This is a genomic window from Cupriavidus sp. 94F1 (genome assembly GCF_057798875.1).
The window spans coordinates 156,132-182,514 of sequence record NZ_JBYOJT010000011.1; the positions used below are offsets into that span (position 1 = coordinate 156,132).

At 61.1% G+C, this 26,383-nt stretch carries 25 protein-coding genes and 2 pseudogenes; 20 read left to right on the forward strand and 7 right to left on the reverse strand.

Features of this window, described 5'->3' with window-relative positions; all coding sequences use genetic code 11:
* Positions 1–72 precede the first annotated feature (72 nt).
* Positions 73–1,008: a catechol 1,2-dioxygenase gene (catA, locus tag AC3FJ6_RS22670; RefSeq protein ID WP_488773843.1), complete on the reverse strand. Its 936-nt coding sequence runs from the start codon at positions 1,006–1,008 to the stop codon at positions 73–75.
* A 174-nt stretch (positions 1,009–1,182) separates the two neighbouring features.
* On the opposite strand from catA, the gene AC3FJ6_RS22675 reads away from it, so the two are divergent.
* The 4 genes from AC3FJ6_RS22675 to AC3FJ6_RS22690 all read left to right on the forward strand — a co-directional run bounded on the left by AC3FJ6_RS22675 (position 1,183) and on the right by AC3FJ6_RS22690 (position 5,722).
* Entirely contained in the window at positions 1,183–2,106 is a 924-nt protein-coding gene (locus AC3FJ6_RS22675; protein ID WP_488773844.1) for a LysR family transcriptional regulator, read from the forward strand.
* 90 nt (positions 2,107–2,196) lie between these two features.
* Positions 2,197–3,297 (forward strand): branched-chain amino acid aminotransferase, encoded by a 1,101-nt coding sequence (locus tag AC3FJ6_RS22680; RefSeq protein ID WP_488773845.1) that lies wholly within the window; start codon positions 2,197–2,199, stop codon positions 3,295–3,297.
* Between the two features lie 410 nt (positions 3,298–3,707).
* Positions 3,708–4,151 (forward strand): cupin domain-containing protein, encoded by a 444-nt coding sequence (locus AC3FJ6_RS22685; protein WP_488773846.1) that lies wholly within the window; start codon positions 3,708–3,710, stop codon positions 4,149–4,151.
* 1,379 nt (positions 4,152–5,530) lie between these two features.
* Complete coding sequence (locus AC3FJ6_RS22690; protein ID WP_488773871.1) at positions 5,531–5,722, forward strand: J domain-containing protein; 192 nt, start codon at positions 5,531–5,533, stop codon at positions 5,720–5,722.
* A 182-nt stretch (positions 5,723–5,904) separates the two neighbouring features.
* Here the strand turns inward: AC3FJ6_RS22690 and AC3FJ6_RS22695 are convergent, their stop codons facing one another.
* Positions 5,905–6,519, reverse strand: coding sequence for a TetR/AcrR family transcriptional regulator (locus tag AC3FJ6_RS22695; protein WP_488773847.1), 615 nt, complete (start codon positions 6,517–6,519; stop codon positions 5,905–5,907).
* 110 nt (positions 6,520–6,629) lie between these two features.
* On the opposite strand from AC3FJ6_RS22695, the gene AC3FJ6_RS22700 reads away from it, so the two are divergent.
* The 9 genes from AC3FJ6_RS22700 to AC3FJ6_RS22740 all read left to right on the forward strand — a co-directional run bounded on the left by AC3FJ6_RS22700 (position 6,630) and on the right by AC3FJ6_RS22740 (position 14,022).
* Positions 6,630–7,922, forward strand: a complete 1,293-nt coding sequence (locus tag AC3FJ6_RS22700) for an NAD(P)/FAD-dependent oxidoreductase (RefSeq protein WP_488773848.1) — start codon at positions 6,630–6,632, stop codon at positions 7,920–7,922.
* Complete coding sequence (locus AC3FJ6_RS22705) at positions 7,919–8,677, forward strand: DUF1365 domain-containing protein (RefSeq protein WP_488773849.1); 759 nt, start codon at positions 7,919–7,921, stop codon at positions 8,675–8,677. The genes AC3FJ6_RS22700 and AC3FJ6_RS22705 overlap by 4 nt, the downstream gene beginning before the upstream one ends.
* A gap of 115 nt (positions 8,678–8,792) precedes the next feature.
* Positions 8,793–9,950: a class I SAM-dependent methyltransferase gene (locus AC3FJ6_RS22710; RefSeq protein ID WP_488773850.1), complete on the forward strand. Its 1,158-nt coding sequence runs from the start codon at positions 8,793–8,795 to the stop codon at positions 9,948–9,950.
* Between the two features lies 1 nt (position 9,951).
* Positions 9,952–10,491: a chalcone isomerase family protein gene (locus AC3FJ6_RS22715; RefSeq protein WP_488773851.1), complete on the forward strand. Its 540-nt coding sequence runs from the start codon at positions 9,952–9,954 to the stop codon at positions 10,489–10,491.
* Complete coding sequence (locus AC3FJ6_RS22720) at positions 10,488–11,786, forward strand: MFS transporter (protein WP_488773852.1); 1,299 nt, start codon at positions 10,488–10,490, stop codon at positions 11,784–11,786. The genes AC3FJ6_RS22715 and AC3FJ6_RS22720 overlap by 4 nt, the downstream gene beginning before the upstream one ends.
* Positions 11,783–12,319 carry a DUF3833 domain-containing protein gene (locus AC3FJ6_RS22725; RefSeq protein ID WP_488773853.1) on the forward strand — a complete coding sequence of 179 codons (537 nt, stop codon included), beginning with the start codon at positions 11,783–11,785 and terminating at the stop codon, positions 12,317–12,319. The genes AC3FJ6_RS22720 and AC3FJ6_RS22725 overlap by 4 nt, the downstream gene beginning before the upstream one ends.
* A 10-nt stretch (positions 12,320–12,329) precedes the next feature.
* The gene (locus AC3FJ6_RS22730; protein WP_488773854.1) at positions 12,330–13,118 is read left to right on the forward strand and encodes an SDR family NAD(P)-dependent oxidoreductase; all 789 of its coding nucleotides are present in this window, start codon (positions 12,330–12,332) and stop codon (positions 13,116–13,118) included.
* A complete protein-coding gene (locus AC3FJ6_RS22735) occupies positions 13,115–13,576 on the forward strand; it encodes a nuclear transport factor 2 family protein (protein WP_488773855.1) in 462 nt (153 codons plus the stop codon). The genes AC3FJ6_RS22730 and AC3FJ6_RS22735 overlap by 4 nt, the downstream gene beginning before the upstream one ends.
* Before the next feature lie 68 nt (positions 13,577–13,644).
* Entirely contained in the window at positions 13,645–14,022 is a 378-nt protein-coding gene (locus AC3FJ6_RS22740; RefSeq protein WP_488773856.1) for a response regulator, read from the forward strand.
* Between the two features lie 92 nt (positions 14,023–14,114).
* On the opposite strand, the pseudogene AC3FJ6_RS22745 reads toward AC3FJ6_RS22740, so the two are convergent.
* The 3 genes and pseudogenes from AC3FJ6_RS22745 to AC3FJ6_RS22755 form a co-directional block, all read right to left on the reverse strand.
* Positions 14,115–15,104: pseudogene (locus AC3FJ6_RS22745) on the reverse strand (cation:dicarboxylate symporter family transporter); the annotation flags it as partial.
* A 157-nt stretch (positions 15,105–15,261) separates the two neighbouring features.
* Positions 15,262–16,254 (reverse strand): tripartite tricarboxylate transporter substrate-binding protein, encoded by a 993-nt coding sequence (locus AC3FJ6_RS22750; protein WP_488773857.1) that lies wholly within the window; start codon positions 16,252–16,254, stop codon positions 15,262–15,264.
* Between the two features lie 33 nt (positions 16,255–16,287).
* Positions 16,288–17,454, reverse strand: coding sequence for a mandelate racemase/muconate lactonizing enzyme family protein (locus AC3FJ6_RS22755; protein ID WP_488773858.1), 1,167 nt, complete (start codon positions 17,452–17,454; stop codon positions 16,288–16,290).
* A gap of 112 nt (positions 17,455–17,566) precedes the next feature.
* Between AC3FJ6_RS22755 and AC3FJ6_RS22760 the strand changes: the two genes are divergently transcribed.
* Positions 17,567–18,499: a LysR family transcriptional regulator gene (locus tag AC3FJ6_RS22760; RefSeq protein WP_488773859.1), complete on the forward strand. Its 933-nt coding sequence runs from the start codon at positions 17,567–17,569 to the stop codon at positions 18,497–18,499.
* Positions 18,500–19,037: 538 nt separating this feature from the next.
* Here the strand turns inward: AC3FJ6_RS22760 and AC3FJ6_RS22765 are convergent.
* Together AC3FJ6_RS22765 and AC3FJ6_RS22770 are read right to left on the reverse strand one after the other, a co-directional pair.
* The gene (locus tag AC3FJ6_RS22765) at positions 19,038–19,244 is read right to left on the reverse strand and encodes a hypothetical protein (protein ID WP_488773860.1); all 207 of its coding nucleotides are present in this window, start codon (positions 19,242–19,244) and stop codon (positions 19,038–19,040) included.
* Positions 19,245–19,432: 188 nt separating this feature from the next.
* Entirely contained in the window at positions 19,433–20,677 is a 1,245-nt protein-coding gene (locus tag AC3FJ6_RS22770) for an alkaline phosphatase family protein (RefSeq protein ID WP_488773861.1), read from the reverse strand.
* A 544-nt stretch (positions 20,678–21,221) separates the two neighbouring features.
* Between AC3FJ6_RS22770 and tnpC the strand changes: the two are divergent.
* From tnpC to AC3FJ6_RS22800, 6 genes and pseudogenes are all read left to right on the forward strand, one after another.
* Positions 21,222–21,931: pseudogene (gene tnpC, locus AC3FJ6_RS22775) on the forward strand (IS66 family transposase); the annotation flags it as partial.
* A gap of 194 nt (positions 21,932–22,125) precedes the next feature.
* Positions 22,126–22,605, forward strand: coding sequence for a VOC family protein (locus AC3FJ6_RS22780; protein WP_488771375.1), 480 nt, complete (start codon positions 22,126–22,128; stop codon positions 22,603–22,605).
* Positions 22,602–23,822 carry an FAD binding domain-containing protein gene (locus tag AC3FJ6_RS22785; protein WP_488771346.1) on the forward strand — a complete coding sequence of 407 codons (1,221 nt, stop codon included), beginning with the start codon at positions 22,602–22,604 and terminating at the stop codon, positions 23,820–23,822. The genes AC3FJ6_RS22780 and AC3FJ6_RS22785 overlap by 4 nt, the downstream gene beginning before the upstream one ends.
* A gap of 31 nt (positions 23,823–23,853) precedes the next feature.
* Positions 23,854–24,237 carry a DUF485 domain-containing protein gene (locus AC3FJ6_RS22790; RefSeq protein WP_488771345.1) on the forward strand — a complete coding sequence of 128 codons (384 nt, stop codon included), beginning with the start codon at positions 23,854–23,856 and terminating at the stop codon, positions 24,235–24,237.
* A complete protein-coding gene (gene actP / locus AC3FJ6_RS22795) occupies positions 24,234–25,880 on the forward strand; it encodes a cation/acetate symporter ActP (protein WP_488771344.1) in 1,647 nt (548 codons plus the stop codon). Before AC3FJ6_RS22790 ends, actP begins: the two co-directional genes overlap by 4 nt.
* 123 nt (positions 25,881–26,003) lie before the next feature.
* Positions 26,004–26,383: TetR/AcrR family transcriptional regulator (locus AC3FJ6_RS22800; protein WP_488773335.1), on the forward strand; the 380-nt coding region annotated here is incomplete at its 3' end.

The window sequence follows — 26,383 nt, forward strand, 5'->3', positions numbered from 1 at the left end:
GAAGCCGGGCATTGGTGCAGAGGATTCGTGCGGAAGGGGGAGCGGCCTGGTCAGCCAGGCCGCAGCGCGGGGTTACGCCGTAGCGGCGGCACGCAGGCGGTTGACGAGCTGGTTGTCCTTGCCTTGCACCAGCGGCGTCAGGGCAATGTCGAACGCGATTTCCTTGTACGCGTCGGCCTTGAGGCCCAGTGCAATGCCGCCGGTCTTTTCGACGACGTGCGGCACCAGCTCTTCACGGGTTGCATACGCAAAATCGTCCCAGATCAGCGGATCGCCTTCGATGTTGATCTGCGTCGTCAGCTTGCGCGACTTGTCGCTGGTCACGAAGAAGTGCACGTGTGCCGGGCGGTTGCCGTGGCGGCCCAGTGCATCAAGCAGTTGCTGCGTCGCGCCTTGCGGCGGACAGCCGTAGCCGACAGGCATCAGCGTGCGGAATTCGTACTTGCCGTCAACGCCCGTCCTCACTGCGCCGCGAAGGTTGAAGTCGTCCTGGGCGCCGGTCGGATCGAAGTGCGAATAGAAGCCCTTGGAATTGGCGTGCCAGCATTCCACCACGGCATTGGCCACGGGCTTGCCGTCCGGGCCGGATACCGTGCCCCGGATGACGAGCGGCCCCGCCGCCTCATCGGCATTGATGTCGATCCGCGAGACGCCGTCGCGCACCGGGGCGCCGGCGACATACAGCGGGCCTTCGATGGTGCGCGGCGTGCCGCCATGGATGTCGGCCGCGCGGTCCGCTGCATCCATGCGGATGTCGAGATACTTTTCGAGACCAAGGCCGGCTGCCAGGAGCGCCGCCTCGCCGTCCTCGCCAAGCTTGTTGAAGTAGTTCACGCCGGCCCAGATCTCGTCGGGCGTCATGTCCAGGTCGTCGATGGCCTTGAAAAGGTCGCTCAGCAGACGGTGCGTGATCTGCCTGGTGCGCGCATTGCCCGCGTCGCTTCCCAGATTGGCAGCGGCCTTCAGCAGGTCCTGCACTTCCTTGGTGTCGAATACTTTGGGACTCATGTCTGCTCCTGACTTTCTGTGTTTTCTGGTGGGGTTAACCCTCGTTTCAAGCCAATCCGAAGCTACTCGAAAGGTATAATCTGGCGGCGAAACTGAGCGTAAAAGCAGAATAGAGGCGCAAAACGGGGGAGTCCAACACCGTTTTAGTATCGGGCTATATCCTGGAGGTATTGTATGGAGCTACGGCATCTTCGCTATTTCGTAGCGGTGGCCGAAGAACGGAACTTCACGCGCGCGGCACGCCGGCTCCATATTGCGCAGCCGCCGCTCAGCCGCCAGATCCAGCAGCTCGAAGAAGCCTTGGGCGTGCAGTTGTTCGAGCGTAACTCCCGGCCGCTCAAGCTCACCGAGACGGGCAAGTTCTTCTACTCCCACGCGGTGCATCTGATCGCCCAGACGAACGAGCTGGAATCGATGACGCGGCGCGTGGGAAGCATCGAGCGCAGCCTTTCGGTCGGCTTTGTGGGCTCCACGCTTTACGGCATGCTGCCGAAGATCATCCGGCGGTTCCGGGACGAGAACAAGTCGGTCGAACTGAGCCTGCACGAGATGTCGACCATGGATCAGCTTCGCGCGCTAAAGGACGGCCGGATCGATATCGGGTTCGGCCGGATCCGGCATGAGGACCCCAACATCCGCCGCGTCGTGCTTCGCGAAGAGAAGATGATTGTCGCGCTGCCGGTCGGCCATTCGCTATCGGTATCGAAACCGGTGCTTTCGCTTCGGGATCTGATCTACGAAACGCTGATCGTCTTCCCCAAAGCGCCCAGACCCAGCTATGCCGACCAGGTGCTATCGGCGTTTCAGGAACGCGCCCTCACGCCGCGCCGCATCTACGAGGTGCGCGAGTTGCAGATCGCATTGGGACTCGTGGCCGCCGGAGAAGGCATCTCGGTCGTGCCGAGCAGCGTCTATGGGCTGAAGCGCGATGACGTGAGCTATATGGCGCTGGATGACACGACGCTCACGTCGCCCATCATCATGAGCATGCGCGCCATGGACGAATCGCGGGACATCAAGGAAATGCTGGAAATGATTTATCGGCTTTACGAGGAAGAGCGGATTGCCTACGTCCCGCCCACGGACAAGGGCCAGTAACATGGTCGTTTCTCACCACAAAACACCGCGCATGGCGCAAAATTCGGGGTCTGGGCGCGTGGCGCCCCCCCTGCATCCCTAGGAGACTGTATGAATACCGCTGTCGGATCCAACCTGTCGATTGCGCCGAGCGCGAGCCCCCTGCCGGCGGCCGAGCGCGAGCGCCTGCTGGAGAGCCCGGCGTTTGGACGCGTCTTTACCGACCACATGGCCACCATCCGCTACACCGAGGGCAAGGGCTGGCACGACGCGAAGATCGGACCGCACGGCCCCATCCAGTTCGATCCGTCCACCCTGGTGTTCCATTACGCGCAGGAAATCTTTGAAGGGCTGAAGGCGTACCGGCTGCCGGACGGCGGCGGTGCGCTGTTCCGTCCCGATGCGAACGCACGCCGCTTCCAGAACTCGGCCCGCCGCCTGGCGATGCCTGCGCTGCCCGAAGCGCTGTTCCTGGAATCGGTGCGGGAACTGGTCCGCCTGGACCGTGCGTGGATTCCCTCCGGGCAAGGCTCGGCGCTGTACCTGCGCCCGTTCATGATCGCCACCGAAGTGGTGCTGGGCGTCAAGCCTGCCGCCGAATACCTGTATTGCGTGGTCGCGTGCCCGGTGGGCGCGTACTTCAAGGGCGGCGCCTCGGCGGCGGTCACCTTGTGGGTGTCGGACACCTACACGCGCGCCGCACCCGGTGGCACCGGCGAGGCCAAGTGTGGCGGCAACTATGCCGCGAGCCTTCTCGCGCAGGCGGAAGCCACCCGCGAGGGCTGCGACCAGGTGGTTTTCCTCGACGCCGTGGAGCGGCGCTGGATCGAGGAACTGGGCGGCATGAACGTCTTTTTCGTCTTCGACGACGGCACCCTGCAGACACCACCGTTGACCGGCACGATCCTGCCCGGCATCACACGCGATTCGCTCATCACCCTGGCACGCGACCTTGGCCTGACCGTGCGCGAAGAGCCGTACGCGATCGACCAGTGGCAGGCCGATGCACAGAGCGGGCGCCTGCGCGAAGCGTTTGCGTGCGGCACCGCGGCGGTGGTGACGCCCATTGGCAAGGTGAAGGGGCGCGCGTACAACTTCACCATTGGCGACGGCGGGGCGGGCGAAATCACGACGCGCCTGAAGGGCGCACTGGTCGACCTGCAGCAAGGCCGCGCGGCGGACCCGCACGGCTGGCTGGACCGCCTGTTCTGACCGGCGGCCACGGCGCACGGTTGAGTCGTGCAAATTAACTTCTGACAAATTTTGTCGTAAGTCGGTCGGCCCGAAACAGGGCCGAAGCGCACCCTCCGCAGCCCCGCTAAGGTAGGAAGCCGGCAAGCCCGGGCGCGGCTATACGGGAACCGGAACCGGCTCGGACATCACCTCCGATGCCGGCAAGCCGCACACCACGCTGACCGGGGGGCGGAGGACGGCCATGACGAGTCGTTCTTTGAACAGCCGAATAACCGCAGTCGTCCGCAGATTTGACGCTGGGCGGGCCACGCGATCGGCGTCCCAAGGCGCGGCACGTCTGTCCTTGGCAATATGCGTCGCCTACACTCAGCACATGTCCCCCACGGACTCGCGCTGACCGGGATATTGAAACCTGACGGGAGCCAAGCATGAAACCGGAACCGTTTGCTGTCACTCCTGCGGCATATCCGCGTGCCTTCAATGTCGTAGGTGAAAAAATCACGGTCCTGGCGTCCAGTGCGGCCACGCAGGGATACGAAGTCTTCCTGCAACAAGGGCAGGAAGGTAGCGGCCCCCCTCCTCATTGCCACGATTGGGATGAATCGTTTTACGTGACCAAAGGGGTGATAGAGATTGGATACGGCAAACAGGTTCTGACTGCGAGCCCTGGCACATTTGTCCATGTGCCAGCCCAGACCATCCACTACTTCCGGTTCGGCCCAGGCGGCGGCGAAATGATCTCGGTGACGAGCCATGGTGGCAACGCGTCACGCCTGTTTGCGCAAATCGACGAAGCCGTCCCCGCCGGCACCGTGGACCTGCAGACATTGCTAGGTGTTGCAAATGAATGCGGTGTGACAATTGTGGAGTGATGCGCCGCCCCGCTTTTTCTCACCCGCTTTTACGCTGCGCACACTTTCGAGCAATATCGCTGCACCCCGCCACGGCGGCTAAGGCCGTCTCGGGCAACTCCATTTCCCATCTGGTCACGCGTCGAGCGTGCGACAAATTAAACGTGATCCGGCGGTGTTGCTGGCCTGATGCAGCACAGTTGCATCCGGGACACCAATTTTCCGGTCACAAGTATCCTCTGAGCCAGTTTCAGATTCGCATCGTGATTCGGAAAGAATGACGCTGCCAGAGACACCCAAGGCCTTTTCCATTGCAAGCGTCGGCACCTCATGGCGCAAGCGCCACGCGGCCAGCCATCGACACAGCGATGCTCCGCGAAACTGGCGTCTCTGAGCGCGCTCTTATTGGCCCCGCTACTGACAGGGTGCTTCCCATCACGACGAGCGTTCGGAACCGCACGAAGCGTCGCGGTTTTGCAGACGTAGACTTTCCCTGCTCGGTTGGGCGGAAGCTCCCTCGTGTCACGCTGAACCGGGAGAAGCAACCTGCCTTGTCCGGAAGGATTCTCCCAACCTCGGGCAACGCTCTTCAGGAAACTGCGACCGGTCTCGGACCGACCCTAAGCCGCCGTCGGGTAGGTCAACCCGCTGCGAGCGTTCGCTATCGTACATTCGCGGTTGTATTGCCGGACAAATCACGAGCAATTGCGGGTCGGAATCTTTCCGTACTAGTTAGTCGAGGCGGCCCGAGGAGGCATATCCGTGCCAATGGCCAAATCATCGAGTCGACGTGACGTGTTGCTATTCGGCCTGCCATGCTAAAGCGAATAACAGACCTTCTGCTCGTCGTGGCTCTGGAGCACGTGCCAGGGTCATGGTCAGTTGTGATTGCTGTGTCTTTGTCGAGTCAATCCGCCATTGCCGGCAATATCTATGCTTGTCACCAACCAAATGGCTCAACTGAGTTTCGTGATTTTCCTTGCCAGGCCGCCGTACGACCAGGTCCGCGAAAAGCCAAGAAGGGGACACATCTGCGGCCTGTGGCAGAGGTTAGTGACATGGACCAACGCGATCAGGCCCTGACCGAGCCAATGCGACGCCAGGAAACTTGCAGTTCGGGGGATATCATGGACGCGCCACGCTTCTCGGCAAATACAAGCGATCCAGCGAGAGTTTTGGTTGCTCAAAATAGGTGGGCAGACGGTTCACTATCATCTGGACCATCGCCACGAGGATCTGAGGCGGCCTCCAATCCACATATGTTTGGCACGCCAACCTTTGCATGGCTTATCGACGCCGTCGTCGGACTGTCCATCCTTGCATTTTCGGCGATTAGCGTGTGGCATCGTAGTAAACGCCGCCGTTTAAAACGTGGAAGCCCACCGGCTTCGTCGTGTTGGATGGTGCTTGGCGTCACACCGATCGCATCGGAAGAGGAAATAAAGCAAGCGTATAGGAGGCTCGCGTCTCTTTACCATCCTGACAGGGTGGGGCATTTAGGGCCAGCACTGAGAGAACTCGCGGAAGAAAAAATGGCGGAAATAAATCGCGCGTACAAGATCGCTGTGAGCTTCCGGTTCCCCAACAAATAGGTATGCCCTCAGCAGATTATTTGACGAGCCTCTGCTGTTCGAACAAGAGCCGACCCTAGTTCGGCTTTCTTGATTGGCCCAATGGCGCTCGTCCCAAATCGTCTGGCGTCGACTGGAACGACGGTCAAGCGCCGAAGCAGAAGCAACGGCTTAGGGCACAGTGGAAAGCGAGACGACCCGCATTATCGACGCGTGGCGATGCCATGAAAACACACGTCGAGCATATGGGAAACGATTTGCTCGTCGTCCATCTTGCCATATAGGCGCAAGTAGTCGACCGCCGGGTCGCACGTACGCGAGTAATAGGAAAAAAGGATGACGTCATCGGGAAGCCCCGCGTCCAAGTCACCTGCCTTCTTTGCTTCGCCCACCAGCCCCTTCAGAACGCCGTTCAGCTTGAGCACGCGCGTCACATAGTGCAAATTGCGCGTGAGCATATCGCGAACGCTTGGGCTCGTTGAAGGCAGGAACGGCAATCCGCCCTCCAGGCGGACTCGCAACGCCCACGCCAGGAGCGCACGCAAGCGAAACGCCGCAGTTTGCTCTTTCGGCAATCCATCCAGAAATTCCAGCGCACCGTCGATCAAGCGAATCATTGCCGCCCCCACAAGGTCGTCCTTTGACTTGAAGTGCTTGTAGAGGATGGGCTTTGAAATTCCCACCTCGCCCGCGACGTCGTCCATCGTCATCAGGTCGAACCCCTTCCCCGCCAGGATGCGTGTAGTGGCATCCAGGATTGCGTCCTCGCGCAACCGGAAGGTTTGGTCCTTGAAGCTTAGCTTGCCCAGAATACCCATTTGTAAATTTCGTTACTATGCAGTAACCTTCTTTCCGAGACAGTAGGGCTATGGTAGCACCCCGGTTAGACGGCGCATCAATAACTGCAAAAAAACTAGGAAGGTGGCTCGTGAGCGCTTCTTCAGTCACTCAAACGGGATGGCGAATTGCTGTGGTTGGCGCCGGGATCTCAGGTTTGGCCAGCGCCTGGATGCTGGCACGGGATCACGCCGTCACGCTTTTCGAGGCGGGCAACTATCTTGGCGGTCACTCCAACACAGTGGACGTGTCCCTTGATGGCCACCTTTGTCCGGTAGACACCGGCTTCCTGGTATTCAACGAACGCACCTACCCGAATCTGGTAGGGATGTTCGAGGCGCTTGGCGTACGGTCTCATGCGAGCGATATGTCTTTCGCGGTCTCACTCGATGAGGGACGTCTTGAATGGGCTGGCACGAATTTGAGCACCGTCTTTGCCCAACGACGCAACGCCTTTTCACCAACCTTTCTCGGCATGCTGCGCGACATCGCGCGATTTAACAGTGCCGCCCAACGCCATCTCACGTTCGCCGAGCGCAGCGGCTGTTCAGTGGGTGACCTGTTGACGGCCGGCCAATATGGACAGCCCTTCCGTCACCATTACCTGCTGCCCATGGCCTCCGCCATCTGGTCGTGCGCGACAACCGACGTCCTGCGCTTCCCGGCGGCCACCTTCCTGCGCTTTTGCTTGAATCACGCGCTTCTGCAAGTTCGCAACCGCCCGCAGTGGCGCACGGTCGCTGGCGGCGCGCGCGAATATGTCAGACGCATCGCCGCGCATCTCGACGACATCCGGCTGGGCGTTGCCGTGCGTGCGGTACGCCGGGACGAAACCGGCGTGACGGTTATGACCGACGAAGGCTCTGCGCGGTTCGATGCCATCGTGCTCGCATCGCACGCCCCGGATACCCTCAGAATGCTGGCGGATGCGACACCAGATGAACGAGCGGTGCTTGGCAGTGTGCGCTACGCCCCGAATGTCGCTATCTTGCACACCGATGCAACGCTGCTGCCCAGGCGCTCCCGTGTATGGTCCGCCTGGAATTACCTCGGTCGCCGCCATGACGATGCCGAGCGTGCAGTGTGCGTGAGCTACCTTCTCAACCAGTTGCAACCGCTGCCGTTTCGCTCGCCCGTCGTGGTGACGCTCAACGCCTACCGGGACCCGGCTCCCGGCACGGAGTTGCGTCGCTTTCACTACGAGCATCCTCTCTTCGACCTCGCTGCCATTGCAGCGCAGCGGCAACTACCCGCGTTGCAAGGCAAACGACGGACGTGGTACGCCGGCGCCTGGACAGGCTACGGCTTTCACGAAGACGGCCTGAAATCGGCGCTGAGAGTGGCTCGCGATTTTGGCGCCTTGCCGACCTGGTCAAAACTATGAAGCCCCCTGCATTGCTCTTGCGCTGCCGCGTCATGCACGACCGCCTGCGCCCGGCGCGGAACCGCTTCGTTTACCCCGTCTTTTGCCTGCGCGTCGATATCGATCAGCTGCCAGCCTTCCAACGCTGGTGGTTCGGGGTGGACCGTCAGAGACTTTTCAGCCTGCATACGCGCGACTACGGTCCGCGCGATGGCACAAGCCTGAGCGATTGGATTCGCCCACGTCTGGCAGCCCTGGGGCTGCCCGATAACGGACCGATCTGGTTGCAGACCACCCCCCGCATCTTCGGGTATGCCTTCAATCCCGTGAGCTTCTGGTATTGCCACGACAAGGCTGGCGCACTGCGGGCGCTTGTCGCTGAAGTGAACAACACGTTCGGCGATCATCACGCTTATCTTGTTACGGCACCGGACCTCGGTGCCATCCATGCGCGCACAGTGCTCGCGACCCGCAAGCTTCTGCATGTGTCGCCCTTTAACACCATGCAGGGCCACTACGCGTTTCAAGTGCGCGAGACGGAAAGCACTGCCTATACCGGCATTGACTATTTCGACGACGGTGGCCTGTTGCTTCGCACCTCGATAGGCGGTCGCAAGTTCCCGCTCACCCTGCCGCGCATGCTGATGGCCTTGGCAACGCAGCCCTGGGCGGCAATCGCCGTCATCGTGCGGATCCACTGGCAGGCGTTTCGATTGTGGCGGATGTCCGTTCCCTTTCATGGCAAGCACCCGCCTTCGGTACCTCCCGTCGGCTAACACCCACTCCTGTCCGGCAATATCCGCTCATATGACCCGCCTTCCTGACCAACGTGCACTGCTACAACCTTGTATCCCAGCCCTGCTGCCGTCACGAACGTCCGTATTTGCCCGGATGTTCCTGGCCGCGCTCGAGCGCGTGGCCGTGGGCCATCTGGTGCTCTTACGGCCGGACGGGGAGGAGGCGATTTACGGCGATCCGCATGAAGCGCCGGGGGCTCGGCTGACGTTGCAAGACTGGCGCGCCTGCGAGGCCATCCTGCGCGCCGGCGACATCGGTTTTGCCGAGGCCTATCGTGCCGGCTGGATCGATACCCCCGATCTGGTCGCCGTGCTTCGCCTGGCCCTTGAGAACGAATCGGTCTTGTCAGGCGCCATTGACGGTGCATGGCTGGGCCGCCGCTGGTATCAACTGCGACAGCTCTTCCGCAGGAACACACGGCGCGGCAGCCGACGCAATATCCACGCGCACTACGATCTGGGCAATGCTTTCTATGCCCTGTGGCTCGACGAGACGTGGAGCTATTCCGCCGCGTACTTCGACGGCCACAACGAACGGCGCCTGGCAGAGGCACAGGAAGCCAAGTACGCGCATATCTTCGACACGCTGGGGCTGCAGCCGGGGATGCACGTCCTTGAGATTGGGTGTGGTTGGGGCGGCTTTGCCATGCACGCGGCCAGACGCGGCGTGAACGTGCACGGCGTCACGATTTCCGCCGCCCAATTGGCGCAGGCACAGATCCGCATTGAGCAGGCGGGCATGACCGACCGTGTCAGGCCGGAATTGCGCGATTATCGCGACCTGCAAGGCCAGTACGACGCCGTCGTATCCATAGAGATGTTTGAAGCGGTGGGGCAGGCCTATTGGCCCGTTTTCTTCGATCAGGTCTGCCGCAGGCTTCGCCCGGGCGGTCAGGCCGTCGTGCAATCGATCACCATCGACGATGCACGCTTCGATGCGTATCGGTATGGCAGCGACTTTATCCGCGAGTACATCTTTCCGGGCGGAATGCTGCCAAGTCCGGAGAGATTTGCACAAGCCGCCAGCCGAGCCGGGTTTTCAAGCCGTCAGGTATTGGCCTTCGGCAAGGACTATGCCGAAACGCTTCGGCGATGGCGTGAACGTTTCGAGGCCCAGACCGGAGCAATCCTGACGCTTGGCTTCGACGACGCATTCGTACGCATGTGGCGGCTATATCTGTGCTACTGCGAGGCAGGATTCGATGCGGGTCGCATCGACGTCATGCAGTTCCTTCTCACGCGCGGCGACTAGCATGGGACCGCACCTGGCAGCCTGGACGCTTGCGCTGGCAACTCTCCCGGGTATTGCGGCCGACTCCTGGCGCGACGTCCTGCCGCAAGCGCATATGGTCGGGCAAGGTGAATACCGGTGGCTGGGGATGCGCATCTATGAAGCGCAGCTTTGGAGAGACCAGCCTCCCATCCCCGGGGACCCGGCGGGCGTGCTCGACGAGCCGTTCGCGTTGCGCCTCATCTACGCGCGAGACATCGGTGCACAACGCCTGGTGGACACCAGCATTGAAGAAATGCAGCGCATCTACGGAAATGCGTTGTCCGAATCCACCGTTGAACAGTGGCGACAGGCGCTTTCACGTGTGTTGGTCAACGTGCGTGCGGGGGATCGCTTGACTGGCGTGTACACGCCAAAGCTGGGCGCGCGCTTCTTCGCCAATGACCGCGAGACCGGCCAAATCGCCGATCCGGTGCTTGCCCGTGCATTCTTCTCCATCTGGCTTGGGCCCTCGACTCGGGATCCAGCACTACGCCAGAAGCTCCTTGGGTTGGCCCGATGACGATACGCTCGACGCAGCTCATCGCCTACGGTGCCCTGGGCCTCCCGCTCGCCATGGTGGCGCTGCCCGTATACGTGCAGGCCCCGGCCTACTACACCTCTCGCCTTGGCATGCCTTTGTCCACGGCTGGCCTGATCTTGTTTCTGGCCCGGCTTGTCGATACCGCACAAGACCCGTTTTTCGGGCGCTGGGCAGATACTCTGGCGCGCACTGGCCGGCTTCCTGCGGCCTTGTGGATCAGTGCTGTGTGTCTTGCCGCTGCGTTTGCGGCCTTGTGGAAGCCGCTAGCAGCAGGCACGGCACTGGCCGTCTGGTTTGCCGCCGCCGTTGTTGCGGTATACGCTGCCCACAGCTTCATGAACATTGCGTACCTCGCGTGGGGTGCCAAGCTAGGGGACGATAGCGATGTATTGACTCGGGCGGCGGCCTGGCGCGAAGGCGCTGGCCTCGTGGGCGTCCTCATCGCCAGCGCGGGCCCCTCATGGCTACTGGCAGGCGAAGCGTCGGCGCAGGGGGACGCCATGTCCCCGTTCATTGTGCTTTTCTCCGTTCTGCTAATTGGAGCACTGTGGGCGCTCCGCTTTGCACCGCCCTGGCAGGCAACACGCCTGCCGCGACTTAACGCCGGGCGCTGGCGAGCAGACCGCTCCATTCTGAGTGTATGGAGTGCCGTGCGCGGCAACGGCTCGTTCCGCAAGATCCTGGTGCCCTACTTCTTGAACGGGCTATCTGTCGCCATACCGGCCTCACTGGCAGTTTTCTTTATCGAAGACCGGCTGGGCGCCATGCAGTGGGTCGCTCCCAGTCTTGGTCTGTATTTCCTGGCTGCGGCCATCGGGCTGCCGCTATGGGTCCGGATTTCCCGGCGCGTCGGTCCCCAGCGTGCCTGGGGCATCGCAATGAGCCTCGCGATCATGGCGTTCGTGTGGACCGCGACGCTAGGGCCGGGAGACCTCGTACCGTTCCTCGTGGCCTGCGCCGGATCGGGATTCGCACTCGGGGCGGATCTTGCATTGCCGGCCGTCCTGCTGGCCCAGTGCATACCTGATCGCGAGGGGTCGGGCGCGTACTTCGGCATCTGGACCCTGACCGGCAAGCTATGCCTGGCCCTGGCGGCCCTGATGCTCCCAGGGCTAGCCTGGCTAGGCTACCAGCCGGGCACCCCCGCTCTCGGCGCGCCGGGCATGGCGCTCGCCCTTGCCTACGCTGGCCTTCCCTGCCTGCTCAAGTTCGGAGCCCTTATGGCACTGCGCTGGAGTTCGCCCACCGCAACCGTCACGAAGGAACACCAATGAAGCCGCTCGTCGCGATGATCTTAGGCGCCGCTACGATTCTCGGCACGGCCTGCACGACGCCAGATGTCAGCCTGTATGCACAGGAGCAGCCAGTTTTGGACGTGACCCAGTTCTTTGCAGGCAAGACCGAAGCCTGGGGAATGTTCCAGAAACGCAGTGGCGAAATCGTCAAACGATTCCATGTGGCCCTCGACGGTCGCATGTCTCAGGATCAATTCGTCCTGCACGAGGCGTTTCGCTACAGCGATGGCACAACACAGGAACGTACCTGGACGCTCCAACGTGGGCCCGACGGCGACTGGCGTGGCGAAGCCCCGGATATCGTTGGCACGGCGAGAGGAGAATCTGCTGGCAATGTCCTCCGGTGGCGCTATACCTTGCACCTTCCGGTCGAAGGGAAGGTCTACGACGTCCAGTTCGACGACATGATGGTCCTTATCGACCCGCAAACGATGATCAATCGCGCCCGTGTCACCAAATTTGGCTTCGAAGTCGGACAGGTAACGCTCGTTTTTCGTCGCCCGGCGCCGTAGGAGCACGAACATGATCCTCGGTTGGCACCTTAACCCCCGCTTGCGCGACTGGCATGGCAAGCGCGTCTGGCTGGTCGGCGCCTCGAGCGGGATCGGGGCGGCACTCGCCAGGGATTTGCTTTCGAAAGGGGCATGGGTCGCAGTGTCGGCGCGTCGCGCCGGCGCACTGCTGGCGGTGGTCGAAGGCCATCCCAATGGCGTCGTGCTGACCATGGATGTGCGCCAGCCTCAAGATTGGAAAGCGACCCACGACGCGCTTTGTGAAGCATGGCAAGGGCTCGACCTGGTGGTCTTCTGCGCGGCGGATTACCGCCCCCTAAGCCCTTGGGAATTGAATGCGCCAGAAGCGCACGACACGATAGAAACCAATGTTTGCGGCGTGTATTACGGGCTGAGCGCCGTTCTGCCTGCGATGCGTTTGCGGCGCTCGGGCGGTATCGCCATCGTGGCAAGCGTCGCAGGCTACGTCGGCTTACCCAACGCCACGCTATATGGACCGTCCAAGGCGGCCCTGATCAACCTGGCAGAGCTCCTGTACGCGGAACTCCGTGCCCACGGCCTCGGCGTGTATCTGATCAACCCGGGCTTCGTCAAATCGCGCCTGACCGCACGCAACGCCTTCCGCATGCCGGCGCTCATGACGCCAGAAGCCGCAGCCGAAGCGATTGTCGAGGGGTTGGAACGAGGCCGATTCGAAATCGCATTCCCGCAACGGTTCACGCGCCTGGTTCGCCTCGTCAGTCTGCTGCCCTACCGGTTTAGCCTGGGCCTGCTGCAGCGACTAACCCGTGCATCATGAACGCTTCGTCCGACATGCCCGATCAAGATACCCCGACGCCCCATGCCCTCTCCCAGTTATTGACGTGGTACGAGGGGCTATCGCCCGCCTCGCTCGCGCATCTGGAACACTATTACGCGCCGCATGCGCGCTTCTGCGACCCGTTTAACGACGTCTGCGGAGTCGCCTCGATCCGGGCGGTCTTTGAGCATATGTTCGAGAGTGTCGAGACGCCGCGTTTTTCGATCCAGGCACGCGCGACCAGCGGGCGTGAAGCGTTTGTTGCCTGGAGGTTCACGGGGAAAGTGCGACGGCATCCCTTCGACGTACCTGGCTGCACCCAGCTTTCCTTTGATGACGACGGTCTTGTAGCACGCCATCAAGACTTCTGGGACGCTGCCACACTGTGGCGTCAGTTGCCGCTCATCGGCGCTCCCGCAGCGTGGCTGTGCAAACGCTTTTCAGCAACAGCTGCATGACAGATGCGTCCGAGTGGGCTCTGTCGTACCGGCATGCCCCGCTCAGACGTCTGGCGAATTTCCGAACCATGGTCACCATTGTTGTCATCGACGACGAGCCAATGAATGCCGATGTGATGGCCTTCATGCTTTCGGCGGAGGGGTTTTCAGTGCGAACCGCCGCCGATGGCGAATCAGGTCTGCGTTTGGTGGTAGAGACTCATCCGGACTTGATCATCACGGACTTTATGATGCCTCTTATGACGGGGCTTGAACTTGCGCAGGAGCTGCGAGCCCACGCCACCACCGCCCATATTCCCGTCGTGCTATTGACTGCTGCTCAGGCAGAGTTCGGCCGCCGTTATCCACACCTGTTTGACGCCGTCTTTGCAAAGCCTTGTCTTCCCTCAGACATTATCGGCGCGGTGTCGCGACTACTGAAAAGCCAAACCAGTCGTCGAATATAAGGCATTCATGACTCGACAATGGCTGATGCTCGGGCAGCCAATCTGAAAACACGCAGTCAGCCAAACCCATCACGGAGTTTGCCCCGTCTCCCAATGCCAACATGGTTCTCCACGCAGGGAGCCACAAAAATCGTCGCCATCGTGAGATAAATCGCGGTGCCGTCTGCGTTGAATGTGTATCCCGTAGGCAGGACCATGCCCACCACTGGCCGGGAACATCCGAGCTTCTCCAGCTTAACCAGCATCTGAGGAAGGACTGCCTCGGTCGATGCCGTGCCTAGCGTCACGAAAATCTCGTCCTTGATATAGCGAAGGAACTTCCAGAGTGACAATCCGCATACCCGCATCACGGTGCCCAAGGCCAGCACGATGAAAGCGGTGGAAGTCAGGTACAGGCATAGCATCAGTTCGCCGTAAGAGGCCAAGGTCCCGATGCCGTACTTTGCAACCGTAAAGGCCATGCCGCCGAAGGCACCGATCGGCGCCACATGCATGACGATCCTGACCACACCGAACATCGCGTGGAGGAACATGTCTAGCATGTCAACGAAGGGAGCCGCTTTCGGGCCGAGTCGAGCCAGGGCGATTGCCAGCAGCATCGAGAAGAAGATAATGGGTAACATCTCTCCATTGGCGAAGGCACCAACGACAGTGTTGGGCACAATGCTCATCAGGAAATCGAGCAACGAGTGATGTTCGGCCGCGCTCGTGTATGCCTTGATGGCGCCGCCATCGAGGTGCGCGGGATCAATGTTCATACCGTGACCAGGCTTGAACACGTTGACCACGATTAGGCCAATCGCCAGCGCTACGGTAGACGCAATTTCGAAATAGATGACGGCCTTTACCCCGACACGCCCGGCTTCATGAATATCGTTCATGCGCGCAATACCAACCACCACTGACGCGAATATGATGGGAGCCAGCAACATGCGGATGAGCTTGATGAAGAGGTCTCCGAGCGGCTTCAGTTGCTCCCCAATGCCCGGTGCGAAATGACCGAGCAGAATGCCGGCCACGATGCCGATCAAGACCTGGACGTAGAGCTTGGAGAGATGTTTTTTGAGGGTGGATGGCCGCACTGCGTTGTCTCCTGCTTGTGCGATTCGAAAATGCAATCGCCAGACTTCGGACGCACGTGGCCCTGCAGCGGCCGCATGGCTGCAGCCGCTTGGCGATTGTTGAGATTAGTAACCAGAGTTGGCGCAGGCTCGGCGCCACAGTAGCGAAGTCGCTACATCACTCGGGCTGGATTCCTGCGTCCTTGATGACCTTCGTCCAGCGGACGACCTCGTCATCGAAGAACTTCTTGTGCCCTGCTGGCGAACGTCGATCATCGGCGATGACCGTGATGCCGAGCGCCTCCTCGCGCTTGATCAGGCCGGGGTCCTTCAGCGCTGCGCGAAGCGCCTTGTTGATCTTCTCGAGCACAGCCGGCGGCGTCGCTTGAGGTGCGTAGATACCATGCCAGACCGTGAAGTTAAAGCCGGGGAGCCCCGCCTCACTAAGCGTGGGAATGCCTGCCAGCGCGGGCACTGCGGAGCGGTGAGCGCTGGTGACTCCGTATGCCTTCACCTTCTTGGCTTCGATTTGCGGCGTGCTGTTGGTCGCCTGCTCGCACATCAGATCCACCTGCCCGCCCATGATGTCCGACATTGCTGGTGCGGTTCCCTTGTATGGGACGAACGTCATGTCGCTCTTGAGCATGCTTTGCAGCAGCAGGCTACAAAGATGTGAGGCCGAACCCACGCCCGCATTCGCCAGGTTTAGCTTCGCGCCACTGGCGCTGATGAACTTCCGGAGATCCGCGAAGTTGTTCGGCGTCAGCGTTGTCTTTCCGATGAGCGTCGAAGGCGCCTCGTTGATGAGGCCAACAAAGGCAAGATCCGAGGTCTTGTATCCGAGCTTTTTGTAGAGTGCGGGTGCGGTAGCCAAACCAATGTGGTGGACAAGCAGCGTATAGCCATCAGGCGCGGCGCGAGCCACACGGGCTGTGCCAATGGTGCCACCCGCCCCCGCCGTGTTCTCGACGACCACAGTGGTCCCAAGCGTCTTGCGCAACGCCTCGGCAACGTCGCGCGCAATTTTGTCGCTCGGGCCACCAGCCACGAACGGGACAACCAAGGTAACCGGCTTCTCTGGATATTCGGCGCAGGCGTAACCCGCTCCAAGCATCAAGCCACTGACTAGGCAAAGGGTTGCGGCCCGTGCGGCCGCTTGTCTGATCCACATGGTTGTCTCCGTTTATGTCTTATTGTCTGCCGGTTATGCCGACAGTTGCTGCATCACGCTGTACAGATCGGATTTGCCTTCGAAGCCAATACCCGGCAGATCTGGCATCGTGAGATAGCCTTTCTCGACCTTGACGCCATCGGGGAAGCCACCGAACGGCTGGAAGAGATCGGGATAGCTTTCGTTGCCACCCAGGCCAAGGCCGGCCGCAATGTTGAGCGACATCTGATGGCCGCCGTGCGGGATGCAACGGCGCGCCGACCAACCGTGCTCCTTGAGCATGTCCAGCGTGCGGAGGTACTCCACCAGGCCGTAGCTCAGAGCGCAGTCGAACTGGAGCCAGTCGCGGTCAGGACGCATGCCGCCATAGCGGATGAGGTTGCGAGCATCCTGCATCGAGAACAGGTCCTCGCCGGTCGCCATAGGCTTGTCGTAGTAGTTGCGCAGTGTGGCCTGCAGCTCGAAGTCCAGCGGGTCGCCCGGCTCTTCGTACCAGAACAGGTCGTATTGAGAGAGCGCCTTCGCATACTGGATCGCGGTATCGAGATCAAATCGGCCGTTGGCGTCGACTGCAAGCTTTTGCCCGTCCTGCAACACGCTCAGGACGGAATCGATACGACGCAGGTCCTCGTCGAGCGAGGCGCCGCCAATCTTCTTCTTGACGACCGTATAGCCGCGGTCGATGTAGCTGCGCATCTCGTCCTTCAGCTTGCCGTGGTCCTGGCCCGGGTAGTAATAGCCGCCCGCCGCGTAGACGAACACCTTGCGGTCCGCCTGGCCATTGCCGTATCGATCAGCCAGCAGTTGGAACAGCGGCTTGCCCTCGATCTTGGCCACGGCATCCCAAATCGCCATGTCGATCGTGCCGATGGCGACAGACCGCTCGCCGTGGCCGCCGGGCTTTTCATTCTTGAACATGGTGTCCCACACCTTGTGCGGGTCCAGGTTGTTTCCGGTGCTGTCGACGAGCGATTCCGGATCTGCTTCCATGATGCGGGGAATGAACCGTTCGCGCATCAGGGTGCCCTGTCCATATCGACCGTTGGAGTTGAATCCATAACCCACCACCGGCTTCCCGTCGCGGATCACGTCGGTGATCACGGCAACCAGGCTGAGGGTCATCTTGCTGAAGTCGATGTAGGCGTTGCGGATGGGCGAGCTGATGGGAAAGGTCTTCTCGCGGATTTCTACGATTCTCACAGTGTGTCTCCAAATTCACTAAACACGCACGTCCAGCGGCGTGGTAGTGCGTAGCATAGGTGCGGGAGACTGTTCTAAAATTGAATCAGAGTCACAACATTATTAAGTCAAAGTGAAAACTGATCTCGCTTCGGAACTTGAGTTCTTCGTCCTTATCGCCAAGCTGGGCACGCTCTCTGGCGCCGCGCGCGAACTCGACTTGACGCCGCCGGCAGCGACCAAGCGCCTTGCGCAAATGGAGAGCCGCTTGGGTGTGCGCCTAGTCAATAGGACGACGCGAAGTATCAGCCTCACGACGGAGGGCGAGACCTATTTGTCGTACGCGACGAGAATTCTGGCTGACCTTCAGGAGATGCAGAACGTTGTGTCCAGCAGTGGGTCAGAGCCGAGGGGGCTTCTGCGCGTAAATGCGACGCTCGGCTTCGGTCGCACGACGATCGCGCCTCTCGTGTCCGAGTTTGCAAAACGCTACGCGCATGTCGAAGTCCAACTGGAGGTGACTGATCGACCGGTCGATCTTGTTGAAAGCGGGATTGATCTGGCCATCAGATTCGGCTCCCTCCCTGACCGCCGACTGTCTGCCCGCCGAATCATGTCAAACCGAAGGTTTGTCTGCGCGTCTCCGGGCTACTTGGATCGGTTCGGCACCCCCAAAACGCTTGCCGATCTCACACACCATCGCTGCATCATCCATCGGCAGAACGACAGTGCCTACGGCGTCTGGCGCTTTGAGCACGATGACCATCAGGAAACCATAAAGGTGGACGGCGCTCTATCCAGCAATGATGGAGACATCGTCCTGGGATGGGCTCTCGATGGCCACGGCATCTTGATCCGCTCTGAGTGGGATCTGGCCAAGTATGTAGAAAGCGGTCGTCTTAGAATTCTGCTGCCAGAGTACAAGCTGCCTTCCGCCGATTTGTTCGTGTACTACTCTCAGCGGCGAAACCAGACAGCGCGAGCTCGGGCGTTCATCGATTTCCTTACGGAAAGGCTCAAGGCGACAGGCGTCAAGAGAAAGTCAGCGACAGACCGTACAAGCTGACATCCCGACCCGCACGCCATGCACTTAACGAAGTCCGTTTAGACCGCGAAAACGGCCAATGGCTAGTAGCGAGCGACCGTCGCAGAAGGGTTGTCAGTTGGCCCCTGGGCTCCGCAAGAGCTGTTCGGGTGGGCCGAGGGCGGAGACCGGCCACGAATCGCCGCTGGTGGAGGGCTGGAGTAACCGTCCGAATGGCGGTTTCGTCGGCGGAAGCAGCCGCTGGTGTTTCGACGGTCGGATGTCTCAGACGGGTCGCGAGCCGCCGACTGGACTGAGCCGGCCTGCGGAACGTGGGCCGAAGACCGAATGCGGTCATGAAGCGCCATTGCGGCCGCATTTTCGAAAGACTGCTCTTGCGGTTGTTTGCGTCGTTGCTAGGTCACGCTGGGGTCGCCTGCTGGAGTGGACAAGCTTCACGCGCGCCAGGTCGGTGCTCGTTGTCCCACGTCTCAAGCCATTGGTCGCGGCATATTGTCCTCCCTGCGAAGGCGTCAATCGCAAAACCGTTCACAACGCAATAAAGGACGTTTTCGAGCGCTCAGCCGACTGGACCGAAGACAAGGGCGAGGAATACGTCGAGCATGCCGCCCATATTCGCGAAGCGTCCGCTCACTGGCTGCGACATACCGCTGCCTCGCACATGCTGGACAGCTAGAAGGATTTGCGAACCGTGCGCGACAATCTCGGGCACGATTCCATCAACACGACGAGCCAGTACGCGCACGAAGAAGACGATCGCCGTCACGCGAAACGACACAGATCCATCGTATGGACTGGGAATGAACTGAGAAAAATTGCGCGCAGCGCATTTTCATAAACTACCCTTCGCCGCCCGAGTGGGGAGCGAACTGTTCTTACGCCCAGCCATCGGCCAAGGCTACGGAACAATTCTGACTGGACTCAATATCGCGGGCCGAAGCTTCGAGCTATGCGTCAGTCTGCGAAAATATCAGAACCGAAAGCAACGAGGCCGAGCTGGCTGGCATAGCCAAGGTATTCGTTTACCTGAAAAATATTCTCGATACTCTTGAGCAGGGCGTAGTGGTTATAAGGAGTGTCGCTCACCGTGCCCGGTTTAATGAAGGGGGAGATCAGTACCGCCCCGGTCCGGTCGCCGCCGTAGCTTTGTTGCATCAGTGTATGCGCGAGGACGCTCCGCAGTGAGGACGGGCGTTTCGCGTTGGGGCCCATCTGCTGGCCACAGCATGCATCTCCTTTGAACGCCTCGCCCTCATCAAAGGTGATAATCAGCAATCCGTCCTGCCGGTAAGCGGATGACGCAATTATCTTAGGCACCCAGGTCTTGAGGAATTCGTCGGCCGAGGTTAGGCCGCCGGGCTTGCCGTCCACACAGCCCCTGCCAGGCATCCCGGTGCCGTCGCCGTCATGACCGTCCGAACACAGATTCGGCGTGATGAAGACAAAATTGGGTGTAGTCTCTATGTATGCTAAATCAGCTTCGAGTTCGTTTAGCGCCACCACATTCGTATTGCAGTCAGGCGAATCGATGATGGAGTGGAAGTACACAAAAGGATTGTGGCGAGTCGCATATTGATCGCCGCTCGGTACCTTTGCGCTCGGCGCAACTGCCATGTTGGTAAGGTCGGCGGTGCCGATCACCGGGTGCCCGCAGGTCGTGCTCTCACGCGCCGGATCGCTTCCCATGTCCTCCATATATCCCTTCCACGTCAGGTTCCTGGCCTTCAATTGATCGGGCAAGGTTTTGACAATGGGCGGATAAACGCAGCCATTGCCCACGGGAAAGCCATCTGAGGAAGTCCCCGTCTGAACAAAGTCCTTGAAGACCGGGCAGTCCTCCTGCGTATCTGCCGTCGCTGGCTGGCCGCTGATCATCGCGATGTAGTTACCCAGACTGGCATGAGCCGTACCATAGTATTCCGTTAGCTTGGCTCCCATTGCCGGTAAGGTCTTCTGCAGATATGGCGCCTGCGAGCTCGAATCGAAGGTCTCCTTATAGTCCTTGTTTTCCAGCACCACAATGAAAACGTGACGTATACGCAGCGCCCCCGACGGTATCACCGCGCTTGAAGGCCGGGGCGCTGGATCGGCGCTGCCTTCTTTAGTGCCCGCCCCCAGGAAGATCAATCCTACGCCCATCAAACCCGTTGCTAGCACGCTGACGAAGTAAATTTTGAGGTCAACTAGCTTTTTCGTCATCTCTCGCCTTCCGATCGGCGGCCTCAGAGCTCATATTACGACATGGTCGGCAGGCGCTGATAATGCCCCAACGCCTGCATGACAAGAGCATGCGACGGTCCGCAGGGGCGGACACGATCGCGGGCCGCGTGGCACTTGCAGTCTGTTATCCAAACATACGGTGGTATTTTTAGCTTACCGAAGCTTGGCCTGCGCCCTGCGTGCGCTGGATAACACAGGAGGCAAGCCAGCGCCCCGTTTCGCGCGAAGTCGCCAACGCGTACGGTGAAGGGAATCATGGCCACCTGCCAAAGGGCAGGTCTATGAGCACCGGTGTCGGGGATCTCGATTCTGCCTTCGGCCTCGCACGGCTTCTCGCAGAATTGTCGGTTTCTTGCGCTTGGTGCGCTAACCCGCTTTTGGGAGGGCTGCAATGCTGGAGAAGTCGAGATGCCAGCTTTCCGTTCTGCCGGAAGCGGCGCGGCGAAGTTCTGCCAGGGAAATGGGTACCCCTTCCCCGTCGATCATTGTGGCGCGCGCTACGGTCATCGACCATGGCGCGTCACCGGCGGTATGGCTTGCCTATTCGCCCGATCGCAAGGGCGAACATCCAATACACCATCTCAGGTCCTTCGCCGGCACCTTGCAAGCCGATGTCTATGCTAGCTTCACGCTGCCTATGACATGGGGCGAGTGCAAGAGGGCGCTTGCTGGGCTCACGCCAGACGCAAATTCTACGAGCTGCATACGGTGAGGCCCAATGCTGAGACCGTACAGGCGCTGACGCGCATCGGCGAACTCTATGACATCGAACGCGAGATGCAGGCAACCACCGGACCTGCGCCGGGAGATCCGGCAACGCGAGACTGTACGGCGACTAAAAACGCTCAAGACCTGCCTGGAAGAGACGGCGGCCCAGCTCTCGCGCAAGTCCGATACTACGGTGGCCATCCTTTATACGCTCAAGCGTTGGGAGGCGTTTACACGCTATGCGGACGATGGGTGCCTGGAGATCGACTACAACAGTGCAGAGCGCGCGCTTCGCGCTGTCGCTTTGGGCCGAAAAAACTGTATATCGCTGACGCTGATAGCGGTGGCGAACGGGCTGCCGCGATGTACCCCCTCATCGGCTGCGCCAAGATCAATGACCTCGACCCAGAGGCATACCTGCGTCAAGTGCTGCGCATTGTCGATCATCCGATCAACCGGAACGACGAATTCCTGCCTTGGGCCGTTGCGGCTGACCTGGCGTCCCCAGAGCCAAGGGTTCTGTGACCGCGCTGAACGTACGTACCAACTCGCAAGAGAGATGCTAGGTCCGCTGCAGAGTCGCCGACGCCTTCGCGTGAAGGCGCCGGCTGGACGGTGAGCAAGGGTAAACACTACCGTTCCGGAGCTTGGCTGCGTCCCTCTTCCGCACTACATTTATCACACGATCACTAATCGATCGATAATTTGCTGGAGACAGCATGGCGATCACCAAGCTCGCACACTATTCAATCCGCACGGCGGACCTCGAACGGTCGTGCGCATTCTACGAACGCATTCTCGGGTTCCGGCGTGGGTACCGGCCGCCGTTCGACTTCCCCGGCGCCTGGCTCTACATGGGCGACGACGAACGGGACTTCGGCACCGTGCACATCATCGGCATCGACCCGAGCAATCCGGCGGGGCTGACTGCCTATCTCGGCGACAAGGCGTTGCCGGAAGCCGGCACGGGCACCGTCGACCATATTGCCTTCCTGGCGACTGGCGTCACTGCCATGTGGCAGACGCTACGCGCCGAGGGCATCGCCTGGCGCGACCGCACCGTCCCCAGCCTGGGCTTGCACCAGGTATTCATCGAAGACCCGTCCGGCGTCACCATCGAACTCAACTACCCCGCCGAAGAAGTGGCAGGCCTGGCACTGCCGCAGCAATCGCAAGCCGAAGCAGGAGCCACAGCATGACGCCCATCCCATCATCCCCACGCAAGGCCATCATCATCGGCGGCTCCGTAGGCGGGCTGTTTGCCGCCAACCTTTTGACACGGGCTGGCTGGGAAGTCGAGATTTTCGAGCGCACGCCCGAAGCGCTGACCGGTCGTGGGGCCGGCATCGTCACGCACCCGGAACTGTTCGAAGCTTTGGCCGCTGCCGGCGTGACCGTCGACGACAGCATCGGCGTCTCGGTCAATACCCGCGTGACGCTGGCTCGCGATGGTAGTGCGGTTTCGGATCGTGAGCTGCCCCAGACGCTGACCGCCTGGGGCAAGATGTACGAGGTACTGGGTAAGGCGTTTCCGGATCTCTATCGCACCGGCGCGCATGTCACGGCGGTGGCATCGCACACCGGCCATGCGGAAGTCACGCTGCAGGATGGCTCGATACACCGCGCCGACATGGTGATCGCCGCCGATGGCTTCCGGTCCACTATCCGGGAACAACTGCTGCCGGCCGCTCAGCTGGAATACGCAGGCTATATCGCCTGGCGCGGACTGGTCGACGAGACCGACCTGACACCGGCGACGCACGCCGCGATATTCGACAAGTTCGCGTTCTGCCTGCCGCCGCATGAACAGATTCTCGGCTACCCGGTGGCTGGCGAGCGCAACAGCACCACGCTGGGCCAGCGACGGTTCAACTTCGTGTGGTACCGCGCCACCAGTGCCAACCAGTTAGCCGATCTGCTCACAGATGCCAACGGCAAATGCTGGTCCACCGGCATTCCTCCGGGCCTGATCCGTCCCGAGGTCATCGCCGACATGGAAAGCGCAGCGACTGACCTCCTAGCGCCCCAGTTTGCCGAAGTGGTGAGGCGGACTGCACACCCGCTGTTCCAGCCGATCTATGACCTCACCGTTTCGCAAATGGCGTTTGGTCGCGTGGCCCTGCTGGGTGACGCCGCCTTCGTGGCGCGGCCCCATTGCGGGATGGGCGTCACCAAGGCGGCCGGCGATGCGATGGCGCTCGCGCGCGCGCTGTCGGACGCGCCGACCATCGAGGCCGGGCTCGAAGCCTACAGCGCCGAACGCGTGCAGGTGGGCCAGGCCATTGTCGAGCACGCCCGCCACCTTGGCGCCTACATGCAGGCCCAACTGAAGAGCGACGAAGACCGCGCCATGGCCGAACGCTACCGAACCCCGGAAGCGGTCATGCGCGAGACCGCCGTGTCGCGCCGGTTCTGACCGCCAAGGACAACAACACAAGGAGACAACCATGCCTCAAGCCGCCCCACAGACCGCGCCCCCCGTCGCGCCTTACAACACCCATGAAGACCCGGAGGCCATCGACGCCCCGCTGGCACCGCATCCAATGTTGGGCCGCGCCGATTTCGAGCGACTGCACCGCACCCGGCGGCGCTTCTCGTGGTCACTGACCGCCGCGATGCTGCTGGTGTACTTCGGCTTCATCCTGACGCTGGCCTTCCGTCCCGACCTGCTCGCCATGCGGCTGGTACCGGACCAGCCGATGAGCATCGGCATTCCCGTCGGTTTCGGCATGTTCGCGTTCACCTTCGCGCTCGTCGCCATCTACGTGTATCGCACCAACACGGTCTACGACCGGATGATCGCGGACATCCGCGACGGAGAGCCGTCATGAATCGCACGCGCGCCTCTTTTGCCTTCTGCGCCGTACTGACGGTTGCCACGCCCGCCCTGGCTGCCACGCCGCCGGTGGGCCAGGGCCTGAACGGCATCGCCATCGCCATGTTCGTCGTCTTCGTGGTGGCCACGCTGGCCATCACTCGCTGGGCGGCCCGTCGTAACAACAGCGTGGCCGACCACTATGCCGCCGGCGGCAAGATCACCGCCATGCAGAACGGCTGGGCGATCGCCGGCGACTACATGTCCGCCGCCTCGCTGCTAGGCATCTCGGCGCTGGTGTTTACCAGCGGCTATGACGGCCTGATCTATTCCATCGGCTTTCTGGCCAGCTGGCCCATCATCCTGTTCCTGATTGCCGAGCCCTTACGCAATCTGGGGCGCTACACGCTGGCCGACGTGCTGTCGTATCGGCTGCGGCAACGGCCGATACGTGCGTTCTCGGCGTCGAGTTCCATCGTGATCGTGCTGCTGTACCTGGTCTCGCAGATGGTCGGTGCCGGCAAGCTCGTGGAACTGCTGTTCGGCTTCAACTACACGTCGGCTGTGGTGCTGGTTGGCGTGCTGATGGTCGTCTACGTGTTCTTCGGCGGCATGCTGGCCACCACCTGGATCCAGATCATCAAGGCGGTCATGCTGCTGGCCGGCTGCGCGTTCATGGCGTTCATGGTGATGAGCCGCTTTGGCTTCAGCCTGAACAGCCTGTTCGACCATGCCATCGCCGCCCACGGGAAGCAGGAAGCCATCATGCGCCCGGGCGGTCTGGTCTCCGATCCGGTCTCGGCGGTGTCGCTCGGTCTGGCGCTGATATTCGGCACGGCGGGGTTGCCTCATATCCTGATGCGCTTCTTCACGGTCAGTAACGTCAAGGCCGCGCGCAAGAGCGTGCTGTATGCCACCGGCATCGTCGGCATGGGCTACGCAATGATCATCATCATCGGCTTCGGGACGATTGCGCTGGTCGCCAAGGATCCGCTCTATCACACGCCTTCTGGCGCGGTGATTGGCGGCATCAACATGGTGGCCGTACACCTGGCCCACGCCGTGGGCGGCAGCGTTTTCCTGGGGTTCATCTGTGCGGTGGCGTTCTCGACAATCCTCGCCGTGGTGGCGGGCCTGACGCTGGCGGGCTCCTCCGCCATCTCGCACGACCTGTATGCCACGGTGATCTGCAAGGGCCGCGCGTCGGACAAGGACGAGATGCGTGTGTCGCGCATCACCACGCTGGTACTGGGCGTGCTGTCGATCCTGCTGGGCATCCTGTTCGAGAAGCAGACCATTGCGTTCATCGTGAGCCTGACATTCTCGATTGCTGCCAGTTCCAACTTCCCCGTGCTGCTGCTGTCGATCTATTGGCGCGGCCTGACTACGCGCGGGGCGGTCATGGGCGGCATGATGGGCCTGATTACCGCCGTGGTGCTGACGATCCTGAGCCCGACGGTATGGGTGCAGGTGCTCGGGCACGCGTCGGCCATCTATCCGTACGAGTATCCGGCACTGTTCTCGATGCTGGTGGCGTTTGCAGGCATCTACGTGTTCTCGGTGACCGATCGCTCAGCGCGCGGCGCGTGGGAACGCAACGCCTACCAGAACCAGCGCGTGGACTGCGAACTCGGTATCACGGCCAAGTCCGGCCACTGACGCGTGGCTGCCGACCTCGCTTCGAGGCGGCAGCCAGCGCGCTGGGGCGTCGCCTTTTCTTATTGATCGGGTGATTGGTAGAATCGGGCCATTACCCGAACAGCAGGCCCGAGAGAGACAGCCATGGAACGAAGCGCCACCGAAGGCATCGAAAAATCCACGCGGCGCCTGCTGCCTGAGGAGCGGGAGCAGCAGATTGTCGAGAAGGCCATCGAACACTTCACGCGAAATGGCTTCGGCGGCAGCACACGTGAGCTTGCCAAGCAGATCGGCGTCACACAGCCCCTTCTCTATCGGTATTTCGCCAGCAAGGACGCGCTGATCGAGCGTGTCTACAACGAGGTTTTCCAATGGCGTCCGGACTGGGATCGCCAGATCACGGACCGCTCCCTGCCGCTGACCGAACGGCTGTACGCCTTCTATCTGGACTATTCGTCGGTGATCCTGCGCGAGGAATGGATCCGGCTCTTTATCTTCGCCGGCCTGACTCACGAAGGCATCAA